General features: G+C 47.4%; 18 protein-coding genes and 3 pseudogenes. 12 read left to right on the forward strand and 9 right to left on the reverse strand.

What is annotated here, in order from left to right; genetic code table 11:
* Positions 1-11: 11 nt before the first annotated feature.
* The 5 genes and pseudogenes from bcsA to MJ769_RS08000 form a co-directional block, all read right to left on the reverse strand.
* A complete protein-coding gene (gene bcsA, locus MJ769_RS07980) occupies positions 12-2,573 on the reverse strand; it encodes a UDP-forming cellulose synthase catalytic subunit (protein ID WP_239236058.1) in 2,562 nt (853 codons plus the stop codon).
* Positions 2,573-3,346, reverse strand: coding sequence for a cellulose biosynthesis protein BcsQ (gene bcsQ, locus MJ769_RS07985; RefSeq protein WP_239236060.1), 774 nt, complete (start codon positions 3,344-3,346; stop codon positions 2,573-2,575). Before bcsQ ends, bcsA begins: the two co-directional genes overlap by 1 nt.
* A gap of 185 nt (positions 3,347-3,531) precedes the next feature.
* Complete coding sequence (bcsE, locus tag MJ769_RS07990) at positions 3,532-5,319, reverse strand: cellulose biosynthesis protein BcsE (RefSeq protein ID WP_239236062.1); 1,788 nt, start codon at positions 5,317-5,319, stop codon at positions 3,532-3,534.
* 35 nt (positions 5,320-5,354) lie between these two features.
* Positions 5,355-5,507 (reverse strand): hypothetical protein, encoded by a 153-nt coding sequence (locus tag MJ769_RS07995; protein ID WP_239236064.1) that lies wholly within the window; start codon positions 5,505-5,507, stop codon positions 5,355-5,357.
* Positions 5,508-5,881: 374 nt separating this feature from the next.
* Positions 5,882-6,116: pseudogene (locus tag MJ769_RS08000) on the reverse strand (hypothetical protein); the annotation flags it as partial.
* Between the two features lie 488 nt (positions 6,117-6,604).
* Here MJ769_RS08000 and MJ769_RS08005 point away from each other — a divergent pair.
* The 6 genes and pseudogenes from MJ769_RS08005 to MJ769_RS14445 form a co-directional block, all read left to right on the forward strand.
* Positions 6,605-6,949 (forward strand): hypothetical protein, encoded by a 345-nt coding sequence (locus tag MJ769_RS08005; RefSeq protein WP_239236071.1) that lies wholly within the window; start codon positions 6,605-6,607, stop codon positions 6,947-6,949.
* A gap of 618 nt (positions 6,950-7,567) precedes the next feature.
* Complete coding sequence (locus tag MJ769_RS08010) at positions 7,568-8,179, forward strand: DUF938 domain-containing protein (protein WP_239236073.1); 612 nt, start codon at positions 7,568-7,570, stop codon at positions 8,177-8,179.
* Positions 8,176-9,291 carry a GNAT family N-acetyltransferase gene (locus tag MJ769_RS08015; protein ID WP_239236075.1) on the forward strand — a complete coding sequence of 372 codons (1,116 nt, stop codon included), beginning with the start codon at positions 8,176-8,178 and terminating at the stop codon, positions 9,289-9,291. Before MJ769_RS08010 ends, MJ769_RS08015 begins: the two co-directional genes overlap by 4 nt.
* Positions 9,292-9,752: 461 nt before the next feature.
* Positions 9,753-10,189, forward strand: a pseudogene (locus tag MJ769_RS08020) (IS481 family transposase); the annotation flags it as partial.
* Positions 10,170-10,385: a hypothetical protein gene (locus tag MJ769_RS08025; protein ID WP_239236078.1), complete on the forward strand. Its 216-nt coding sequence runs from the start codon at positions 10,170-10,172 to the stop codon at positions 10,383-10,385. The pseudogene MJ769_RS08020 and the gene MJ769_RS08025, both read left to right, overlap by 20 nt.
* A gap of 35 nt (positions 10,386-10,420) precedes the next feature.
* Positions 10,421-10,546 (forward strand): annotated as a pseudogene (locus tag MJ769_RS14445) (hypothetical protein); the annotation flags it as partial.
* Here MJ769_RS14445 and crcB read toward each other — a convergent pair.
* The 4 genes from crcB to MJ769_RS08045 form a co-directional block, all read right to left on the reverse strand.
* Positions 10,540-10,923, reverse strand: a complete 384-nt coding sequence (gene crcB / locus MJ769_RS08030) for a fluoride efflux transporter CrcB (protein WP_239236080.1) — start codon at positions 10,921-10,923, stop codon at positions 10,540-10,542. The pseudogene MJ769_RS14445 and the gene crcB overlap by 7 nt on opposite strands.
* Positions 10,924-10,932: 9 nt before the next feature.
* Positions 10,933-12,174: a hypothetical protein gene (locus MJ769_RS08035; RefSeq protein ID WP_239236082.1), complete on the reverse strand. Its 1,242-nt coding sequence runs from the start codon at positions 12,172-12,174 to the stop codon at positions 10,933-10,935.
* 229 nt (positions 12,175-12,403) lie between these two features.
* Positions 12,404-12,571 carry a hypothetical protein gene (locus MJ769_RS08040; protein ID WP_239236091.1) on the reverse strand — a complete coding sequence of 56 codons (168 nt, stop codon included), beginning with the start codon at positions 12,569-12,571 and terminating at the stop codon, positions 12,404-12,406.
* 140 nt (positions 12,572-12,711) lie between these two features.
* Positions 12,712-12,936, reverse strand: a complete 225-nt coding sequence (locus MJ769_RS08045; RefSeq protein ID WP_256445704.1) for a type II toxin-antitoxin system HicB family antitoxin — start codon at positions 12,934-12,936, stop codon at positions 12,712-12,714.
* 329 nt (positions 12,937-13,265) lie between these two features.
* Here MJ769_RS08045 and MJ769_RS08050 point away from each other — a divergent pair, with 329 nt between their 5' ends.
* From MJ769_RS08050 to MJ769_RS08075, 6 genes are all read left to right on the forward strand, one after another.
* Positions 13,266-14,243 (forward strand): ATP-binding protein, encoded by a 978-nt coding sequence (locus MJ769_RS08050; RefSeq protein WP_239236094.1) that lies wholly within the window; start codon positions 13,266-13,268, stop codon positions 14,241-14,243.
* Entirely contained in the window at positions 14,233-14,889 is a 657-nt protein-coding gene (locus MJ769_RS08055) for a response regulator (RefSeq protein WP_239236096.1), read from the forward strand. The genes MJ769_RS08050 and MJ769_RS08055 overlap by 11 nt, the downstream gene beginning before the upstream one ends.
* A 517-nt stretch (positions 14,890-15,406) precedes the next feature.
* Positions 15,407-16,027, forward strand: a complete 621-nt coding sequence (locus tag MJ769_RS08060; RefSeq protein WP_239236098.1) for a hypothetical protein — start codon at positions 15,407-15,409, stop codon at positions 16,025-16,027.
* Positions 16,024-16,344 (forward strand): hypothetical protein, encoded by a 321-nt coding sequence (locus tag MJ769_RS08065; protein WP_239236100.1) that lies wholly within the window; start codon positions 16,024-16,026, stop codon positions 16,342-16,344. Before MJ769_RS08060 ends, MJ769_RS08065 begins: the two co-directional genes overlap by 4 nt.
* A 72-nt stretch (positions 16,345-16,416) precedes the next feature.
* On the forward strand, positions 16,417-17,394 hold the full coding sequence (locus MJ769_RS08070; RefSeq protein ID WP_239236108.1) for a hypothetical protein: 978 nt from the start codon (positions 16,417-16,419) through the stop codon (positions 17,392-17,394).
* 37 nt (positions 17,395-17,431) lie between these two features.
* Positions 17,432-17,767 carry a hypothetical protein gene (locus tag MJ769_RS08075; RefSeq protein WP_239236111.1) on the forward strand — a complete coding sequence of 112 codons (336 nt, stop codon included), beginning with the start codon at positions 17,432-17,434 and terminating at the stop codon, positions 17,765-17,767.
* The last annotated feature ends 77 nt before the right edge of the window (positions 17,768-17,844 follow it).

The raw sequence follows: 17,844 nt of genomic DNA on the forward strand, positions 1-17,844 counted from the left end.
GTCTAAAACTATCAAATCATTTGTCTCCCAAGCCAGCCCCGCAGCGACTGATGCTGCCTTGCAAAACCTTTGCCAAGGTTACGCCACAGACTTCGGTAACCTTTGAATCCGAAGATGGCAATTTCTTTCAGGCTGTTTAGCGGGTGATCCACATCTTGCTCGTCCGACCAATTGCTCCAAGCATCTGGTCGGGCAAAAGTACACTGAACAAAATTGGCTTCTTGTTCTATGCTCAGATTGTCGAACTGAACTCCAAGCTTATTGCCGTGACTCGCAATTACCCGTGCAGGAAAAGCGAATTCCACCTCGTCGTTCCAAAGCGAAACCCAAACCCGCTCTTTTACCGGCAATTTCAATTCCTGGTCGAGCATCAAGCCGAGACCAGTCATGGAATAATCTTCGGTGCGGCACATCTTTGTACTCCCATCTTTAAAATGCAGTGCAACCAGCAAATTAGCAGATACCCGATGGGAAACCCGCACTTGCCTGGCTTCAGTGGCAACGCCAATAGCTGCACCTAATATCAAAAGGTTATAAATTGTCCAGCTCAGGTTGAGCAACACTGTTCCCGTCTCAAAAGTATTCCAGAAGAAAAGCCGTCCCAGTCCGATGGACAAGCCGACAATATTAAGAGTAGCTAGCACGATATACGGTTTAGAAATGGTCCAGTCGAAGAAAGATTTTTCAATCAGACCCCCTTTAGCCGTGACATTAAACTTTCCGGCTCCCGGATTGAAGACGGCGACGGCGGTGGGCAAAATGATGTACCAAGCCAAAACTGACTCATACACCTCAGCCCAGAACGAGTGCCGGTGTGGCCCTTGAATGTGTGAATTAGCCAGATTAGCCTGCAGCATGTGAGGCAGCACGTAAAGGGCAAGCATGGCGGCTGCCGCACTTATTATGTGAACTTCAAAATAAAGATAGGTCAAAGGCGCTGTCAGAAAGATCAGGCGCGGAATACCATAGAAAAAATGTAGCATCGCGTTGCCATAACAAATGCGTTGAAAGAAGCTCAATCCCTTACCTATGAATGGATTGTCGATTCTAAAAATCTGCGCCATGCCCCGTGCCCAGCGGATGCGCTGCCCGATATGGCTAGAAAGGCTTTCGGTAGCTAATCCTGCTGCCAGGGGAATATTTATATAGGCAGTGGTATAGCCAAGCCGGTGGAGTTTCAGTGCGGTGTGGGCGTCTTCAGTCACCGTTTCCACGGCAACCCCTCCTACCTCTTCGAGTGGCCCTCGACGCAACACCGCACAGGAGCCGCAAAAAAAGGTGGCGTTCCAGAAGTCGTTGCCATCCTGAACGAGACCATAGAACAATGCGCCCTCATTGGGAACTCGCCGGAAAGTGCCAAGATTGCGCTCGAAGGTGTCAGGGGAAAAAAAGTGGTGGGGCGTCTGTAGCATAGCGCAACGCTTGTCCTTGAAAAACCAGCCCATTGTCAATTGCAGAAAGGAGCTGGTAGGCAAGTGATCGCAATCAAAAATGGCCACATATTCACCGTGGGTCAATTTTAATGCATGGTTCAGATTACCCGCTTTAGCGTGAAGATTATCAGGTCGAATTATGTAGCCTACCCCTGCTTCCTCGGCAAAGCGACGAAATTCATCCCGTCGCCCATCGTCCAGAATATAAATATTGAGTTTGTCACTGGGCCAATCTATCCCCTTGGCGGCAAGAACCGTCGGTTCCAGGACTTTAAGCGGCTCGTTATAGGTGGGAATGAAAACATCAACAGTCGGCCACAGAGATGTGTCCGCTGGTAAACTCAAGGTTTGCCGTTTGAGAGGCCAGGCATTCTGAACATAACCAAGCAGCAAAACTATCCAGGTGTATATCTCCGCGAGGAGCAAACTGATGGCAAGAAAGGTCTCCCAGCCGGAATCCAGCGGGATGGTCTGAGTCAATCGCCACCAGCCATAACGGCAGGAAGCAAGCACTGAAAGGGTAATCAATATCAAAGCGGGCAGATTACCGGGAATGCGCCGCATAAACAGCGCAGCTCCCCACAAGCAAACAAGAAATAAAAGCTGTCCCAACCAGGTGAAGGGGGTAGTAACCACCAGCCAGAAAAAAAATATTGAGCACAAAACCAGCAACCAGATTAACCAAGGCTTGCGGAAAGTAGGCGTCTCCAGCCAACCCTCCAAGCGGCGACCAACCGCCTCATTGTTCACAGCCGGCAAAAAAGAAAGTAGCCGCTGCCAAAACCAGCGCAAGGCCTGAACTCCTGCCAGTGCAATCCGCACCAGCATTGAAAATAGCAGACCAATAATTTGAATCGGCAAGGCAAGAAAAGTGCTCTTGGATGCAATTTTAGTGTGTGTGACATTATCTGGAGGGTAAATAAATAGATACAACACCCACTGCCAGACGCTATACCTGTCAATCACCCCCAGCTCTTTAGCCAGCCAGGCCAGTGGATCGGGGCGCGATCCAAGCTCCAGACGAGCAGGTTCAGCCAACTCACCTGCCTTTGGCAACCAGAACCGCTTCAGCCACAGGCTTGATTGGTTCGGCCGAAACACACCTAAACGACGAGTGACCCAAAGCAGAAAGTGGCGCATCAAATTTTTGCCCTTCCGTCAAGGTTGCTTGCAGGCCCAGCAAGCAACCAGCTGAGCAAACCATTCAAATCATGGGCGACTAAAGAATCTGGGCTCAAGCTCTGCAAGTTAGCCCAATTTGCGACTGCGCGTGGAATCGCCTCATCCCGATGTATGGGATAAGGTGATAAACGCATCTGTAGAGCCGATCGGAATTGTGCCAATAAATCGCTTTGAAGTGCTCGGGTACTATCCAGACCGTTCATTACATAGATGAGCTGACATCCTGGATTGCACCGGGTTAGCGCTGCTTCCACCGCTGGCAGCAGCGCCAGGGAGCGAGCATCTGGCGCCAGCACAGCAATCACCAAGTCTGCTGCAACCATGGCCTGGCGTGCATAGGGAGAAGGCAGGCGGGGCGTATCCATTAATAGAAAAGCTCCTGGCGGATAATTAATCTGAACGATACATTGCTTGAGCCACTCTGGTTCTGTACGCAGGTGTTGTTCGAAAGTGACAAGACTAACTTCGTTAGACCGTCCAAATGGCAAACAAGCAACTTCGTTTGAATTAACAAGCGCACTCATGCCAAACTCTTTCCCTGTCAGGAAGTCGGGCAGCAACCCGCCTAGACTTACTTCATCACTACCGAGCAGAGTGGACAATGAGTTCTGGGGATCGAAGTCCACAGTCAGAACCGCAATTTTACGCTGGGAAAGCAAAGTGGCCAGGCTGGCCGTCAGGGTGGATCGACCTACCCCGCCTGCGGCTGAAACAATGGCAATCTTGAACATGGGTTATTCCACTGCGCCAGGCGTTCGTTCGGTGTGACCAGGCTTATAGGGCACTATGCAACGCAGATGCCGGCGCAAAAACAGGTGTCGTAGCAACCGGTACTTCAAAAAATAATAGGCAAGTACAGCTATCAGTACGCCTGAAAGAAGAGACAACATGAAATTTTCAAGCATTATCACAAAATTTATTTGGTCAAAGTAGAAAGCATGCCAGTCGGTGCATGCCGAGGCAAGGGAAAAGGTCGCAAAGTCCGGTGCTTAACCACGGGGCATGTCAACTTATGCTCTGTGATCTCAGCCGAAAAAGGCAGCGGAATCTGCACCGCCTCCTCCAGAAGGGCAATTGATGCGATTGAACGCTCGACGTTGTTACCCGGAATCGGCAAATCAACTTGCAGCATTGCAGAGTAATCGGACATGGGCGAGCTTTCGTTATCGAGCCGGAGCTGACCAATGGCTTCCGAGATCAACTCCGGTGTCGGCTCAATAATATGAGAAGAAAATAGTTCTGTTACAGGCAGGGAAAAAAGCCGATCGAGCGTCGAATTAACGTCTGGCTCCCGGCAAGCGAACAAAAATAAATAAACACTACTTTGATCGGCAGTAAAAATATCGCCAAATCTTCGAGCTTTGCAAGCCTGTAGAGCATCCAGCTGAGCTACCCGAGAAAGAATTGGAAGACGAACCAGGCTGTGACTTAGATGGATGCGCTCAGAACGTTTGACCATTGCCGCCACTTCGCGGCAAAAGTTGGATGGTGAAAGGTAGCCGGCAACCCGGTTCGGTTCAGCAGCCTGCGCAGCAAGAAGATAATCATTTTCAACCAGGCGACTGAATATTTGAGAAGACATTTCATTGATAACCTGCAGTACACGAGAAAATGGGATTTCTTTGTACACAATCAAGTTGACCCCTAGACGAAGAAGCACCAGCTCGTTGCTGTAACGAAGCTTATCGTTAGTCTCTCGCACGATTATTTTCAGGGAACGGGGATGCGATAGGCGCATGCGATGGACAAAGCGCGAAAGCGCTTCAAACTCTAGGTCGCCATCCGCATGCAACAGAATGGTAGCGGCCACCGCATTATTACAGGCCCCTTCCATGTCAGAGAGATTACTAACCACAACCCATTCTGCGGGCACTCCCCTTGCCTCAGCGACAGTAGCGGCTGTCGCTATGACTCGCCCCTGGTCAGGCGCATGAAGAATCACCTGCTCCTGAGCATCCCTCTCAGATCCATCTGAATGTAAAAACTTATCCCTTGTAGACAATTTCAGGCCGAATTGCCGATGTACGTTTATATCCTGCCCTACCCACCGCTCGAACGTTAACAAACCACCGCCGCAATCGGCGTCCAGCACAGCGAGGTTAGGCACCAGTTCCGGTAAAATTCGCAGTAATGGCAATAAACCATGAGCTCCGTTAATATCCTCGATAATCAGGAGAACAGGCGCATGATGATTTGCAGCCCATGCCTTCCAAGCTTGCCACTGCTTGATTAGTAGGTCGTGGTTCGTCCAATCGAAAATCGCCTGACCCTTCTGAAGCAACACAGCGTATTGTTCCGTCACACCGCAAGCATCAATCTCGTCAAAGAAGCGATTCGCGCCCAGTCGCTCCATGATCTCGGCACAATCCTCGGTAATACGGAAAAAAACAAGTGAGCCGCGACTATATTCTTCGGGACTATCAAGACCGAGAGCGAACTGGTTCATAAATTTCTGACCTGATTCACCCGCAGCCAGTATCGCCAGTGACCCTGCCTGTCGGAAATTACGTGCCGACAAAAGTGCGCAACACTGCCCTAGCGTCTCGTCCCGCACCAACAGCACACTTGCCAAGCCGGCACCGCACAGACCAACATCAGCAGGTAGGCCAAGCACTCCAAGATGTTTTTGAATGGTCGCAGCCTCTATCAGAGCACTATCTTTGCGAAATAAGCGCATGACCGAAGACACAAATCTTCCAAGCATATTTTCCTTTATCTGAGTTGCCAAAGAATCATGGCTCACGTCAGAATGGCTTTAAACGGTGTCAACATAACAACAGTGGCTTCATTGCCCGAGCTGACCATTTTCACCAACAGCATCCGCTGGGTGACATCCGTTGACACCATGAAGACCACCTGCACAAATAATGATGGCGGGAATAACTTCCTCATGAAAAGCGGCCTCCTCGCCTTGCCAAGCAACTAGTGGTTTTAGACAGGGAATAGCCCAAGGTATTCACCAGCCGTTGCAACCCGATAAATTTGTAGGAGTTCACATTTGTCATATTTACGAATTTCACGCTGTAGCTTTAGTTTAGAAGTAAAACACTAAGTTGTAGATTCAATTTAGAAGTAAAGCACTGAATGGTGGTTTAATTTAATGGATCGTTATTCAGATGAATCACGCCAAGTTTCAGTTTTTAATGACCCCGGCAAATTATACTTACCGAATTGCACGCGTATTTAACTCATCGCAAAAACTATTATCGGTCAATCAAATCAAAGCTTGAAGTAACTTATACTCAACTTAACGTGAAGCCCACGATTTATCTTGCGAGTAAAAGGCTGGCTATCAAAAGCCATCGAATTTTAAAGTCTGCTGACCACACCGGTTTTGAAATATAACCGAAACGAATCGGGTGTTGATCCGGTGTGGGGAGTTGCGTTGAGAGGAAAGCGCTTCATAGTCAGCGGCGGAATCCAGTAGTGTTCGCCTCGGCTAAGCATGAAGTCAATGCTGCGTAACAGTTTGTACGCGATAACGACAATAGATCGATAGCCTATCATTTTTGCTCCGAGCATCTTTTCAATACGAGGCATAGCTAAGGTGAAAATGTGAGTCGGATTGTCATTGTGCGTCATGATGTTCGTGGCGTTGGTGTGCGTCAAAGCGACCGCCGGAACAGATGCATTTGCTGGTGCAGCACTTTGCGCCTCTGGAGGTAGATGGGCTAAAAAATACATTACTCGATACAGCTTGCACAAATTCGGTTGGGAGAGACTTGCAGTGGCATTTACGGAGGCAAAAAAATGTCTCAGCTATCTGTGTCAAACAGCACGAATACCGAAGGAAATTCAGCATTGATTCAAACGGTAGGGCAACCCGGCAGGTTTTGACTGAGGGATCAAGAAAAATTAATTAAGGTAGCGTAAATTGCTCAGTTCACACAAAACTATTTACACCCTCTGGTTAACTGGTACTATACGCCAGTCAAGTCAACCTTGATCCTATATAACTATCCTTTCAACTTAATATTTAGGAGCTTTTCATGAAAAAGAGTCTTATAAATATCACAATTATGTCCTGTTTTGCATTGGGTGCTTCCTTGGCGAATGCTGATAACATGACCGGTATTACTGCCTCTGGTATATATACCAACACTGGGATATCCTATGGCCCATCTGGTGGCAGGGGTAACCAGGGGGGGGGCGCGGATGGTCGGGTTCAACCAAACAATACTGGATTTGATATTCAGACCCAGCCACCTGCACATTACCATTACTCTCATGTTGCCAATCAAAGCAACATCGTTCAGTCTGGGCCTAATGGACCGTTCAATCAATTGGGAAATCCAGGCATGAACAATCAAGAGCATTATCCCATGGGGAGGTAGTAAAATACGTTCAGTAGCAATGAATGATCATATCCTCTTAAAAATAAAGGTCGGCTTAGAGCTGGCCTTTATTTTCTCTTCGCGAAATCGATTGGGTAAACTTCGTATTTTTAGATCCTCGAGAGCATGGACTTGAGTATTTAAGTCGCAGATATATTTCATCGCGCAGGCCGTATGCACGGCACTGGATGACTCGTATCTTGTTGTTGAGTCCCTCGAAAAGCCGAATGAAACTTTCAATCTTTGGCTTGTAATTGCCGCGATTCCATCCCAATGGCGCTCAATCATCGCAGCAAATTCTCATAAGGCTTCGACCGGTCTCATTCTGAGTGTGGCCAGCTAGTTTGCTGCCCTGATGATCGCGATCAATAATAATTGTTACAGCTAAGTATTCAAGTAAAACGTCATTAAGTGTCAAGTCCCGCCTGTTTACAATCCCATCTCGTATGTGCGAGGCTCTGGTACTCTCACATTTGTGAATCTTCTTCGTCTTTTGGTCAAGACTCGGAGATTTACTCCGGCCTTCGCATAGGTCAAACCTTGGTGAATCCCTCGGCTGAACCTGTTATTTAACCTACTGAATTAAAACATATCACATACCTATACCACCTCTCACCTATGAAATCCTACTCAGCATCATGTGAACAAAACCAGATTCCTATACTGAAAGTTTTACAAGAAATACTTGTCAATCAACAGCATGTATTGGAAATAGCGAGTGGAACCGGCCAACACGCCATCTGTTTCGGACGTGCGCTCCCTCATTTGACTTGGCAGACCAGTGAATTAGCGCGAAACCATACGGGCATCCTGGCCTGGCTTGACGAGGCTAAACTGCCCAATGTACTTTCACCTGTGGTCATCGACGTGAACGATGACCAATGGCCTGTTGAAACAGTAGATACTGTATTTAATGCCAACACGGTGCATATCATTTCGTGGCAAGAAGTAGAACGAATGTTTGCAGGCATAGCACGTGTTTTAAGTGCAGGTGGCATTCTGTGCCTATATGGACCCTTTAACTACGAGGGAAAGTTTACCTCTGAAAGCAATGCACGTTTCGATATATGGCTAAAATCACGCGACTGGAACAGCGGTGTGCGGGATTTTGAAGCAATCAATCGGCTCGCCGAAACGCATGGCCTTTTTCTACTGAAGGATGTGACCATGCCCAGCAACAACCGAACCCTGGTATGGCAACGCACCCCCAACACCCTTGCAGCACCATGAGCATAAAAATTATCGAATCCATAGCAGATATTCCCGAGACGGAATGGAACGCCCTCGCGGGAAATAATCCGTTTCTTTCCTATGCCTTCTTACGGGCGCTACAAGAAAGTGGCTGCACCACCCCACGTACTGGTTGGGAGGTACAATTTCTAACGGTCTGGCAAGACAATCTTCTTGCTGGCGCCATGCCGATTTATCGCAAGCACCACTCCTACGGCGAATTTGTTTTTGATTGGGCATGGGCCGAGGCTTATCAGCAACACGGGCTGAACTATTACCCCAAATTATTATGTGCCATACCGTTTACGCCTATTACCGGGGCACGGCTTCTCGCGGCAACGCCCGAAGTACGCACACAACTCATTCGTTCCGCTCTGCAAATGGCTCAGGACTCAGACGTCTCCTCCCTGCATTGCCTCTTCCCAGACGAAAATCAAGCATTAGAAATGCAACAGGAAGGAATGATGTTGCGTCGCGGAGTACAGTTTCACTGGCAAAATCCTGGATATGCTGATTTCGATGCTTATCTGTCCAGCCTGCGTCAAGACAAACGCAAAAAAATCAAACATGAACGTCGCAAAGTTAAGGAGGCCGATATTTGCTTCAAGCGCATCCGTGGTGAAGATATCTCTGAAGCACATTGGGATTTTTTCTTCCAGTGTTATACCCGTACCCATAGTCAGTACAACTCGCCGCCGTCATTGAACCTTAATTTTTTTAGACGCATAGGCGCGACCATGCCTGAAAACATTCTGCTGATCATCGCCTTACACAACGGGAAACAGATTGCCAGCGCACTTAATTTATTCAACCGTGATGTTCTTTACGGACGCTCATGGGGTACGCTGGAGTACCATTCCGGTCTGCACTTTGAAACCTGTTACTATCAGGCAATTGAATTTTGCATCGAACATAAAATCGCTATCTTTGAAGGCGGTGCCCAAGGAGAGCATAAATTTGCCAGAGGATTTCTACCTATCACAACTTGGTCGGCGCATTGGCTGGCTCATCCACAATTTTCACGAGCAGTGGAAGACTTCTTAAAGCGTGAGACAGGAAATATCGCCCAGTATGTGGATGAGCTAAACGACAACAATCCCTTCAAACGCTAGCCGACTAGTAACAAAGAAGATTTGCCCGGATTTTGGAACATAAACTCACCCCTTTTTACTTAGCTAATCTCAGTCGCTGTAACAAACTTATCAGCTACCTGACACCTAACACTGACGTCGTAAAATTTTATTTACCGGAAAAATAATGGGCCGAAAGTTAAATACATCGAGATGCTGCGATCTCTGACCCGACATCTTTCGTGAACGACAAATCGCTGGACTAATGATTCGTACGTACCGACACAGGGTGAGGGCAAAATAGATGAAAATGCTTCGTAAAGGCGGGGGTACGTAGACGGATTATACAGCCTTCATCTTTTTTCACGCAGCCGACCCTTCGGCAACACTATCAGATCCTTCCTGTCCCGTGTGATCATATCCCCGTCCGCAGCTGGCCACTGTTTAGAGCGCGTCAATTGATGCGAGACCATATTGAGTCATTAAAAATGAGAGGTGAAGTCATGAGTCAAGACCATCCATGCGCCCGAACAACCCCTCGAACGCGGTCCGAAATCAATACCTCACCTGCAAGTGTCACAGCATTGGCCTGCTTATACAACATCACTGTTGCTACCGTGCGCGAATGGAAAGGTCGCGAAAGCTCTCAGGATCGTTCTCACCGCCCGCACACACTTAATACAACACTGACGTCGGCTCAGGAATTGCTTGTCGTCGAGCTGCGCCGCATGCTTCTGTTACCTCTGGATGATCTGCTGGCAATCACCCGTGAATTCATCAATACGGAGGTTTCCAGATAGGGCCTGGATCGTTGTCTACGCCGTCATGAGGTATCCAATCTGAAAGCCTTCAGCCGCAAATCGATGGGGAAACGGCACCCCTAAAAACCTTCAAAGACTATGAGCCGGGGTTCCTGCATATTGACATTAAGTACTCGCCTTGAGGGAGCGAACAAGAAGGCAGACGCCATCTCCGGTCTCTCACTGGTAAACATCACGTTGGATATGGATCAGGGGCCGCAAAGAACCGGCTCGCTCAGTTCTGATGGCGAATCAAAGTTGAGTGGCACCTGGGCAGAAGTAGAAGACGAATCCAGGGGTGAGAATCAGAATGGGACGTGGTCTTTAGCTCGGTAGATACCGTCTTTCCGTCAAGCATTTTTCAGATAATCGTGAAAGCTATTTATGAACACCTGCTTGCCCGAGACAAGTCCAAGATATCCTCCCTCGATGCCGCAATGCGCAAGCTGGTGCATTTGTGCTTTGGCGTACTCAAAATGCTTGTCGCCACTTATTGATGCAACCACTTAAAGGTCTGCATACCCAGCACGGTCATTAGCAGTGAGCCGCCGAGATGAGCGGCAATAATTGCCACACTCCAGGCATATTGCCCGCGTGCCAGCAAAGTGACTGTTTCAGCAGAGAATGTAGAAAAAGTGGTTAAACCGCCGAGAAAGCCGGTAATAATGAACAAGCGCCATTCGGGCGACAGTGCGGGTTGCTGCAGAAAAAATGCCACGGCAATGCCAATGAGATAACCACCGATCAGATTTGCGCAAAGCGTACCCAGCGCCACTTCTGGCAGCGCGGGATTAAGCCATAGTCCCAGCCCCCAGCGCAGCCATGCGCCGATGGCAGCGCCAAGGCCAACTGCGATAAAAGCATAGAGTGTCATGCGCGCATTCTAATCTACAACACGGACTGGCGCGAAACCGCCGCCAGCTGTTCGGAAATTGGTGGTTTGCCCTTGATACAGCCGTGCGGCGATAAGCTGCACCTGACCGTCATATACATAACAGCGCACATCCGATTTAAGCGCAACCGGCTCCGCACCGTCCAGGCATATCATGCGTTCACCGGGAGGCGCCATGCGCTGTGCAATATAGCCGCCCAGCATTATTTCAGCGAACACGCGCTTCGTAATATTGGCGCCACGATAGGTACCCTTGCCGCCATAACCGGTGGCAGGTTTAAAAAACCACTGCTTGCGCTGCTGCCGCCACTGTTCTTGCGTTTGCGCGTCCACTGGTTTGGTCTGTGGTATGCCCATGCTTAGAGTGGCGATAGTCGTCTCTGCTACACCCATTGCGCGCAGACTGTCGGGTGCAGTGAAAAGGGCAAGATTGCGTTTATCAGCATATAAAGCATATGCATGAGGGTGCGGCGTGAGTACTACCTGATTACTCTGGTAAGCAGCGCTTATGGCACTATGTTGTTGCAAGGAAAAATCGGTCAGGCGGTTGTAAACCAGATCGATCTTGCGTTCATGGATATAGAGGCCATCCGTTCGCGCCTCCAGTTCAGCCGGGTCTGCGATGAACGCTGCAATGCCTGCGCGTTCACACAGGTGCTGCATTAGCACAAACTCTGGATAAAAATATTGTTTGCATGGCTGCTCATCCACGATGGCGATGGTTTGCAGCGGCGCATCACCCCGTTCCAGGCGCCATTCATTACAAAACATATCAAGAAAAACCTGCTCCAAATTGTCAATCGCCACAGGCTTGCCCGGCGCAATTACGTCACGCTGACTGTAAAGCTCTAAAGCATTGAACAGCGCACCACCCGCATTCGTATTTATTTCAATGAGATGCGCACCTTCTGCATTTAGATGAAAGTCGTAACCGAAGAACACACCTTTGGCACAGGGTGCATAGCGAGCGATGACAGGTGTGTGTAGTAATACAGCATCGCGCCAGGCAGGTAACGCCACCACTTGCTCCACAGCCTCGATCACTGCGTACATCTGATTCATTTCTCCGCTGGAGATAAACATAGGCACAGCAGCAAACAAGTGGGGGCAACGCTTATTGATATCCTGATGCCAATCCTCGCCCTGCTCTTGCAAGGTTCGTTCCAGCGCACCGCGATCCACAATGGCCGAATGACAATCGCTGTTTAATTCTTTGGCAGTTTCAATACTCACAGAATAATTTCACTTTCCCAGCTCGGATGTTTCATAAATTCAATTTCGAAGGATTCTAACCGATAGAGAGAATTTTCGAAGGGGCGGTGCTGATATTCATACCTCGGTTAAGCAACGAGAGCACGCTATTTACCAAACGTCCAAGTTAAAAAGCCTCAAAAATCCCGTCAATTCGGAGGTCGGGTTAGCGTAGCGTAACCCGACACCCCCACATTAATGCCCAATATCTTTAAAATTCATCTGCCTCTGCCCCCAGCTCGATCATAAACCCCAGCCCAACATATCGCAGGAAGCTGGAATGCGACCACGCCAACGGCGATGCCGCATAATCGTGCTTCACCGGATTGTAGTGGATATATTCCACATAACGCTCGGAATTGGCTTCGTCTCGCAACAAGTTTTCCCAGTAACGAAGCTGCCCTAACGCGTGCTCTTGCCTTCTCGTATGTTGAGCTTGGTATGGGACGTAGCGCTGGATCGCAATGCTTGGTGAACCATGTTTTAACCAGCTGCCAGCGAGTGGGGAAATCTGCGTCGTCAGACGGCAATGTGCAAGTGATAGGACAAAAGCACTATCGCATCAAGCGCAAACGGGCGAGTGGGTTTGGGGATTGGCTTACCTATGTGGGCGCGCGCCGACATCCAGACAGAAAATGCATCGCGCGCATTGATATTGGCTTCTGCCTCGGTTTCTCCATCGGACATGCAACCCGGAAAATCAGGAAAAGTAATCAGAAAGCCTCCTCCATCCTCTTCCGTCAGCGGCTCGACTACGTGCGCATACGCTTCAAACGGTTACGGCGACTCGATATGTGGAACAGTGATTTCACTCATGATTGCAGCTCCTTTGCTTTATCAACCAGCGCCACGAACAGACGCACATACACCGGCTTAATAGGCCGGTGCGCTGGGACACACACGTCATCATCTACACCTGGAAATGAAAAGACACCAGGAAATAATAAGGCTGACTAACCAATTGATTTTTTTGTAGACTTAGATTTAAATTAAGTGTAACGTTTAATGTGTAGGTATCAAATTGCGGTTATTAAAAATAAAAATAAGTTCTACAATTGCCGAAGGGGAATGACATGAAAAATGGTCATAACGGTAAAAAGTTCGATGATACTGAAATTTGCAGAAAAATTGAGTCGGTTACGGAGCTACAGGCCTGCCAATTTGATTTGGAAAAGCAAGATCAAGTACTCAGAGATACGCAACTAAAATTAGAGCAGTCGCATGAATGTTTAACCAAGCAACATCATAACGCCACCGTAGACCACCTAACACCTAATAAAACCACAAAAAATTCAGCGGTCAGTCAAACGGATTATCTTGCCGAGCCGACAAACCTTCATCACGAATTATTACTTGACAGCCGCCGGCTGACGCAAAATCTCTTTAAGAGACACGAAGACGAACGCCGTCTGTTGGCGTGTGAATTGCATGATGAACTGGGGCAATGGCTCACCGCTATTTATGCAGAAGCCGAAACAATCGCCATTCTTGCTCATGAAGACCTGGCCATACATACCAGTGCTAAGGCCATAAGTGAATGTACCAAAAAAATTCACCAAGTGATTCACGAAATACTACTTCAATTACGTCCAGCGTTACTCGATACACTGGGGCTAGCCGATGCGTTGTATGAATTAAAAAAAAATTGGTCTGCCCATCATGCCCATATCACGCTTGATCTCAAATTAACGGGTAGTCTGGATAACCTGGGCGAACCAATTAATACCACCCTATTTCGCGTCGTTCAAGAAGCACTCAACAATATTTGCAGCCACGCTCAGGCCACCCAGGCGCAAGTCATACTAAGCCGCGAGGCCGGGGTGACCTTTGTCGATGATTTTCTATTGCTGCACGTAGCAGACAACGGCAAAGGTTATGACCTTGAACAATCATCCAAAGGATTTGGTTTATTGGGAATGCGCGAACGAACCATTGCAGCGGGTGGTGAATTTACGACGCATAGCAAACCCCTTCAGGGCACGCAGATTCACGTTAGGCTACCACTGAACAACACCAACAAAAGCATGGGGAGGCGGTTCAATGACCACTGATAAGGCCAGCAAATCAATCAGCGTCATGCTGATAGATGACCATCCCGTTGTGCGGGCCGGTTATCGTCGTCTGCTCGAAAGCACTCAAGACATTCACATCATCGCAGAAGCCAGCGATGGCGAATCCGGTTACCTACTTTACCGGCAACATCAACCCGATGTCGTGATTCTGGATCTCAATATGGTTGGCATTGATGGCTTTGAGACCATGCGTCGCATCAAAGCCAACAACCCTGCTGCGCGGATTCTGGTGTTCTCTATGCACAATAATGAAACCATGGTTCAGCGTGTGTTAAAAGCGGGTGCATCTGGGTACATTACTAAGCAATGCGGCGTAGAACTAATGATTCAAGCCGTGCGTTTAGTCAATCAAGGAAAAATCGTTGTTGAACCTGAGCTGACATCACACCTGGCGGTCAGCCTGATACGCCAAGACACCTCCGAAAATCCATTAAATAGCCTTACCAAGCGAGAATTCCAAATATTCAAACTCATCGCCGAAGGCAATTCCTCCCTCCAAATCGCACAAATCACTTCCATCAGCGTCAAAACCGTCAGTGTCCATCATTCGCATATCATGAAGAAATTAGGACTGGATAATATCGTCCAGCTTGTTCGATTGGCGATTGGGTGTCGGATTATTTGAGTTTTTATATGGTTTGTCTTTTTTTATAAGGGATTCCTTAGGTAAAACTAAGGGATTGCTTATTTTGTTTTGGGGTGGGGGTGGGTAGAATTTGGCTTCTGGTTGGTGTTGGAAAGATCAGTTACTCTGATCCCTTCGGTTCCTAAGCGTGACGTCAGTGCGACTTTGCGGGGGGTTATAAGTAGTAAGCTTAATATCACTCCATACTCATCCCGCGTAGAGACGGGTGGTTGACTAACCCGTTTGGTGGTGGACAAGCTCGGTTGAGTTCCCAAAACTCTGGGATGCACCGTGTAAAATGCTAGATAAAGCATTTAATCCAATTCAGAGTTGCCGCCACGCATATGTAGTCGGATGACCTGCCTGCGGCGGTCATGCGGTGCCTCATCTTTAAGGGATCTTGCGTCTATATTTTTCATACAACTATGACATACATAATAACCAAAAATTAAAACTATTTAATGACCGGATCTATATGATATCCACATTTACGTTAACGCTCTCAAAGAAGTAAGCAATGAATCCGATAATCATCGCTCGTAATGCAGCAATCTTATTGTTTGGTGTAATTGTTCCATTGGTGATTTTGGCGCAAGCCTATGTGGGTCTCGCATCTCTGAGTACCAACATCAACAACACAAAAACATCTGATGATCTAGTCCACACACTTTCGACCGTGAAAAAGTCGTTGTCAAACGGGAACGATTACGCATTGTTTTCGCTTCTCTACACTGAAAATGCGAACCAAAAAACCATGATCAATAAACAAATAATGAAAGTAACAATAATGCAGATTGGTTTTGCTGTGTCGAGCGTTGGAATGATGCTTATCCTCTTAGGCTTCAATGACGGAGGTGCATCTGGCACGGCCGAAGTATCCGGCATGAAGTTCGACTTCAAAAGTGGTTCGACTGGAGTAGTAGCTTTTCTCGCTGGCGCACTAATGGCAACTGCTGGCGGTGTGCTAAAAAATGACTACGCTACAGTTCCGATTCCAGAATACGTTTATGTAGGCTCAGATGAGGATCATACAAAATCAATTAATGCATTCAGCCAATGCAAGCTACTTGGTGAGGATAAATTTAAGGATTGCTTCATTGGATTCTTTCAGAAAATAAACCAAGGAACCCTGAAATGAATAGATGGCTATTCTCGGGCGCATGCCTATTTGTCATTTGTCAGTCTTCACTGGTTAAGAGTGAGGTTGAGTGCATTGACCAACCCAATAGTACAGAGCCTATCTGCTTTGATTTAGGCGGAAAGAAGAAACCTGTGGTCATTAAACCAGGAAAGCAGTGTGGCACTAGCTCCTCTTGTGGTGGAAGTTCCGCAGTGGCACCTCAAGTATCGACGAATGGTATTGAAGGGAATACCAAGTTATCTAAAGATTTAAAAGGACAGTTGAACAGCAAGCCGAGCGCTAACCCTGCGTTGCAGGGGAAGCTGCGCCAATGAACTTGAACGTTAGCTGCAAGTCGCAGTTTTTCTACTAAATACTCTGTCATCGTTTCCATATAGGAGAATCAAATGAGAGCGCCATATCTAGCAGTGGCATTAATCGTTTCAGGCTGCACCACCACACCAACGACACAAATTTCCGCCTTTGGTGACTCAACTAATGCCATTATCGGCAAAGTTGACTCTGTATTAGACGAATATAACAACACTACACTTGATCGGCAATTTACATCATATGCAGCCACATATAGCGGAGATAACGCCAATAAATTAACAAGTGACATCCTTAAAATAATTGATACACCAATAAAGCCGGAACAGAGAAAAAATTTAGCAATGTACAATGCTAACAAAGCATTAGGGCAATACTCAAAGGCATTAAGTGACCTTGCAAACGCAGGTAGCAGAGCTGACATAGATTTGGCTGCGGCCAACCTTTATGGCTCCATTTCGGGTATTAATGGCCAATACAAAACGCTGAAAGACACTCAAGACAATCTCTTCGATACGAATAAGCTCGCGAATTTTTCAACTTTGATTGCCGCTATTGGCAGCACTATCGTCGAAGAGAAACGTGGTGAGGCAATTAAGGGAATAGTTACTGAAGCAGATGCCAACGTGAGTCTTCTTTGTGACACCATTAACGAGCAGCTCAGAACATCTGGCATCGAAGTTGCCATAGCAACATCTAGACAAGGCATATTATCTGAAGAACTCGATGATTACCATTCTAGGGCCAAAGCCACCGTACCACTTGACAAAAGGCGTGCAGAGATAAAGCGGTTATATTCTTTGCAACAAGAAGTATTTAACTCAAAGCTATTGGTACAACAATCACAGAAGGCGATTCTTGCAGTAAAAGATGCTCACGCAACTCTTGCGAAAGAGCTTAAAGCAGGAAGATTTAATAGTTCGACCATCACATTAACGATTGGGCGGCTAAAAGACCTAGAAAAGCATTATGACGATTTTCAAACAGTTCTCCTTAGCTGCAAAAAGATCACAAAAAATAAGGAAGGTGTTCTAAGTTGCGACGACAAACAATAGCCACTTTTATCCATATCTATAAATTTAGGAGCTTCAAATGTCAAATGAAACCATTCGCGGCAATCTTGTTGATGCGATCAATGAGCTGAATAAGCTACTTGAAACCTGTAACGATGAAAATCTAAAATTCGAAATACGGATTAAAATAAGAGAACTTTATCAGAGACTTGACAGAGTTATCGTTGCGACACTCGATGCAACGACCACCGAATTTGCGGATGCCATCGACGCACTTAAGTCACTTACTGCCAAAGCCAATAAGGCTAAGCAGGACATCGACAAAGTGGCCGCAGTCATTAACCAGGCGGCTAAAGCAATAAGTAAAGTTGAGAAACTCATTACAAATGTAGCCGGGGTATTGGCTATTCTTTAGTGCATCAGCTAAAAATTGTATAACACGGGTAGAGTAGAGAGCAGGTTCTCGCCTGCCCTCCCTCATCAAACCGTACG

Source organism: Candidatus Nitrotoga sp. BS (assembly GCF_927797785.1).
Taxonomy (GTDB): Bacteria; Pseudomonadota; Gammaproteobacteria; order Burkholderiales; family Gallionellaceae; genus Nitrotoga.

What these genes read in the sequence shown, in the direction of transcription:
- MJ769_RS08075 (WP_239236111.1), top strand. Translation starts at nt 17,432, where the DNA reads ATGTCAAATGAAACCATTCGCGGCAATCTTGTTGATGCGATCAATGAG.
- MJ769_RS08055 (WP_239236096.1), top strand. Translation starts at nt 14,233, where the DNA reads ATGACCACTGATAAGGCCAGCAAATCAATCAGCGTCATGCTGATAGAT.
- MJ769_RS07995 (WP_239236064.1), bottom strand. Translation starts at nt 5,507, where the DNA reads ATGAGGAAGTTATTCCCGCCATCATTATTTGTGCAGGTGGTCTTCATG.
- bcsE (WP_239236062.1), bottom strand. Translation starts at nt 5,319, where the DNA reads ATGCTTGGAAGATTTGTGTCTTCGGTCATGCGCTTATTTCGCAAAGAT.
- MJ769_RS08065 (WP_239236100.1), top strand. Translation starts at nt 16,024, where the DNA reads ATGAATAGATGGCTATTCTCGGGCGCATGCCTATTTGTCATTTGTCAG.
- MJ769_RS08010 (WP_239236073.1), top strand. Translation starts at nt 7,568, where the DNA reads ATGAAATCCTACTCAGCATCATGTGAACAAAACCAGATTCCTATACTG.
- MJ769_RS08070 (WP_239236108.1), top strand. Translation starts at nt 16,417, where the DNA reads ATGAGAGCGCCATATCTAGCAGTGGCATTAATCGTTTCAGGCTGCACC.
- MJ769_RS08015 (WP_239236075.1), top strand. Translation starts at nt 8,176, where the DNA reads ATGAGCATAAAAATTATCGAATCCATAGCAGATATTCCCGAGACGGAA.
- MJ769_RS08005 (WP_239236071.1), top strand. Translation starts at nt 6,605, where the DNA reads ATGAAAAAGAGTCTTATAAATATCACAATTATGTCCTGTTTTGCATTG.
- bcsQ (WP_239236060.1), bottom strand. Translation starts at nt 3,346, where the DNA reads ATGTTCAAGATTGCCATTGTTTCAGCCGCAGGCGGGGTAGGTCGATCC.
- MJ769_RS08060 (WP_239236098.1), top strand. Translation starts at nt 15,407, where the DNA reads ATGAATCCGATAATCATCGCTCGTAATGCAGCAATCTTATTGTTTGGT.
- crcB (WP_239236080.1), bottom strand. Translation starts at nt 10,923, where the DNA reads ATGACACTCTATGCTTTTATCGCAGTTGGCCTTGGCGCTGCCATCGGC.
- MJ769_RS08050 (WP_239236094.1), top strand. Translation starts at nt 13,266, where the DNA reads ATGAAAAATGGTCATAACGGTAAAAAGTTCGATGATACTGAAATTTGC.
- bcsA (WP_239236058.1), bottom strand. Translation starts at nt 2,573, where the DNA reads ATGCGCCACTTTCTGCTTTGGGTCACTCGTCGTTTAGGTGTGTTTCGG.